Below are 3,072 nucleotides of genomic sequence, written 5' to 3'. Positions count from 1 at the left end.
GGCGCCGCGAGGCGAAGTCGAGCGGGCGCTGGCTGAAGTCTGGGAGCAGGTGCTTCGAGTCGATCGGGTCGGCCGCCACGACAACTTCTTCGAGCTCGGCGGCGACTCCATCCTTACCTTGCAGATCATCGCTCGAGCGCGCAAACGGGGGCTGCGCTTCACGCCCAGGGAGCTGATGGAGCGTCAGACCGTTGCCGCGGTCGCGGCGGTCACTAGTCAGGATGCCAACCCGATGGCCGGCGCTCCACCGGTCGTGGCGCCGTCCGATGCGGCCGCCCCGTTCGCACCCATACCCGTGCAGACCTGGTTCTTCGAGCAGGCGTTCGAGGACATCCACCACTGGAACCAGTCCCTGCTGCTCAGCGCTACCGAGGTGGTCGAGCCTGCGCGGGTGCAGCAGGCCGTCGAAGCGCTGGTCGCCCACCACGAGGCTTTGCGCCTGAGCTTCGAACTCGGCGCCGACGGTCGCTGGTCGCTGACCAGCCAATCGTCCGGGCAGCCCGTCTTCGAGCAGATCGACCTCAGCTCTGCGCGCGATGTTGGTGCGGCCATCACAGATGCAGCCGATCGCGCACAGCGCAGCCTAAGCCTGGGGCGGCCGTTCAAGGCTGTGTGGATGGACCTGGGTAAGGGGGGAGCCAGCCGGCTCCTGCTCACCGCCCATCACCTCGTCGTCGACGGGGTGTCGTGGAGGGTGATCCTCGAGGATCTGCAGACCGTATACCAGCAGCTTCGCGAAGGACGTTCCCCGGACCTGCCCCCCGCGACAACGCCGTTCCGGGATTGGTCAGCCGTTCTCGCACGCTATGCTGATAGCGCCGAGTCGCGTGCCGAACTGCCTTTCTGGCAGAGCGTTGTCGGCCCCGCCGAGCCGCCGCTGCCAGGCGTTGCCGAAGGCAACAACACGGTGGCCGACGCGCGTACCGTCGCCACCTCGCTGGGCGAGGCACGCACCGAGCAACTCCTCGGCGATGTGCCGCAGGCTTACGGCACGCGCATTGACGAAGTCCTGCTGACGGCTCTGGCGCGCACCCTGTGCGCCTGGGACGGGCGCGAGAGCGTGCTGGTCGAACTCGAAGGCCACGGGCGGGAGGATCACCGCTTCGACGGCATCGACCTCAGCCGCACCGTCGGCTGGTTTACCTCCCTCTACCCGGTCCGCTTAGCGCCGGGGGATGTCCAACGCGAAAGGGGCGGGAGCCCCGGTCACCGCCTGAAGAGCATCAAGGAACAACTCCGGCAGGTGCCGCACAAGGGGGTGGGCTACGGCGTGCTGCGCTATTTGAGCACCGAGGGTCGTATGCTCTCCGATGGTGCCTATCCACAGGTCACGTTCAACTATCTCGGCCAGTTCGATCAGAGCTTCGACGCCGATTCGGTGTGGCAGCTGGCGCGCGAAAGTGCAGGCCAGGAACGAGCTCCCGGTAGCCGGCGCCGAACCTGGCTGAGCGTCGATGCCGACGTGCATTGTGGCGAGTTGCGCGTACGTTGGACCTACAGCGCCGCCGCGCATGACGAAGTCACGGTGCAAGGCCTCGCCCGGCGTTTCCTGGACGAACTCGAGGACCTGATCGAGTACTGCCTGAGCGGTGAGCGGGGCGTGACGCCGTCCGATTTTCCCCTTGCCCGGCTCACCCAGGCTCAGATCGACGGCCTTCCGTTGTCATGGGAACGGTTGGCTGACCTCTACCCCCTGTCGCCGATGCAGGCCGGGATGCTGTTCCACAGCATCCTCGAGCCGGAGGGGACGGCGTACGTCAATCAGCTCCGGCTGGATCTCGAAGGCCTCGATGCCGCCCGCTTCAAGGCCGCCTGGCAGATGGCGCTGGACCGCCACGAAGTGCTGCGCACCGGCTTCGTCTACGGCGAGACTCCTCTGCAGTGGGTGGCCCGCTCGGTCGACTTGCCGCTCGTCGAGTACGACTGGCGCGACCGCGCCGACCTCGTTGCGGCGCTCGATGCATTGGCCCGGGCCGAGCGCGAGCGCGGCTTCGACCTCGCCGAGCCGCCGCTGATGCGGCTGGTCCTGGTCCAATGTGCCGCTGGCCGCCACCACCTCGTCTGGACTCGCCACCACCTGCTGCTCGATGGCTGGAGCACCGCGCGCCTGATGGCCGAAATCCTCGCTTGTCATGCCATGCAGATCCCCGCGCCCCCGCGCGGACGCTATCGCGATTACATCGCCTGGTTGCAGGGGGCGGACGGCGTGGCGGCGGAAAACTACTGGCGCGCGCTGCTGGCGGACGTGGAGGAGCCGACCCGGCTCGCTGCCGTGCTCAAGCCCTCGGCGGATGGTCATGGCCATCGGGAGCACATTCAGGTCTTCGATGCCGCAGAAACAGCTCGTCTGGCGGACTTCGCCCGTGCCGAGCGGGTCACTGTGAACACCCTGGTGCAGGCCGGGTGGGCGCTGTTGCTGCAGCGCTACACCGGCCAGGCGAGCGTGTGCTTCGGTGCGACCACGTCCGGTCGGCCGTCGGATCTGCCCGATGCCGGCGAGGTGCTCGGCCTATTCATCAACACCCTGCCTGTCGTGGCGCGGCCCCGGCCGGAGCAGCGGGTGGGGGACTGGCTGCGTGAGCTTCAGGCGCAGAACATCGCCTCGCGTGAGCACGAACATGCCCCGCTTTTTGAGATTCAGCGTTGGGCGGGTGACAAGGGACTGGGATTGTTCGACAGCATCCTGGTATTCGAGAACTATCCGGTGGATGAGGCGCTGAGCCAGGAATGGGGAGCGATGCGGGTGTCCCTCAACGAAAACCGGGAGGAGACGAATTACCCCATGACCCTGACAGTGCACCATGGGGAAACGCTGACTGTCGGCTACGCCTTCCAGGGCAGCGTCTTTTCGGCCCGGCAGATCGAGCGTCTGGCCGGGCACTACATGGCCGTGCTGCGTGCGCTGGCGCAAGCCCCGCAGGGAACGCTCGGGGCGGTCGAAGTGCTGAGCGAGGCCGAGCGCCAAGAGCTGAACCGCTGGGGCGTCAACGAGCAGCGGTATGTGGAGGTGGAGCCGGTGCACCGGTTGATCGAACGGCGGGCGCGGGCGCGGCCGGCGGCGACGGCGCTGGT

The 3,072-nt window shown here is 67.4% G+C and carries 1 protein-coding gene; it reads left to right on the top strand.

Features of this window, described 5'->3' with window-relative positions:
* The coding region (locus NFX52_RS29610; RefSeq protein WP_238385634.1) for a condensation domain-containing protein at positions 1 to 3,072 on the top strand (3,072 nt) is incomplete at both ends.

It is taken from the genome of Acidovorax facilis, assembly GCF_023913775.1.
Taxonomy (GTDB): Bacteria; Pseudomonadota; Gammaproteobacteria; order Burkholderiales; family Burkholderiaceae_C; genus Acidovorax; species Acidovorax facilis.
The sequence above is the reverse complement of the archived record's forward strand: the minus strand, read 5'-3'. Positions and strand labels throughout refer to the sequence as shown.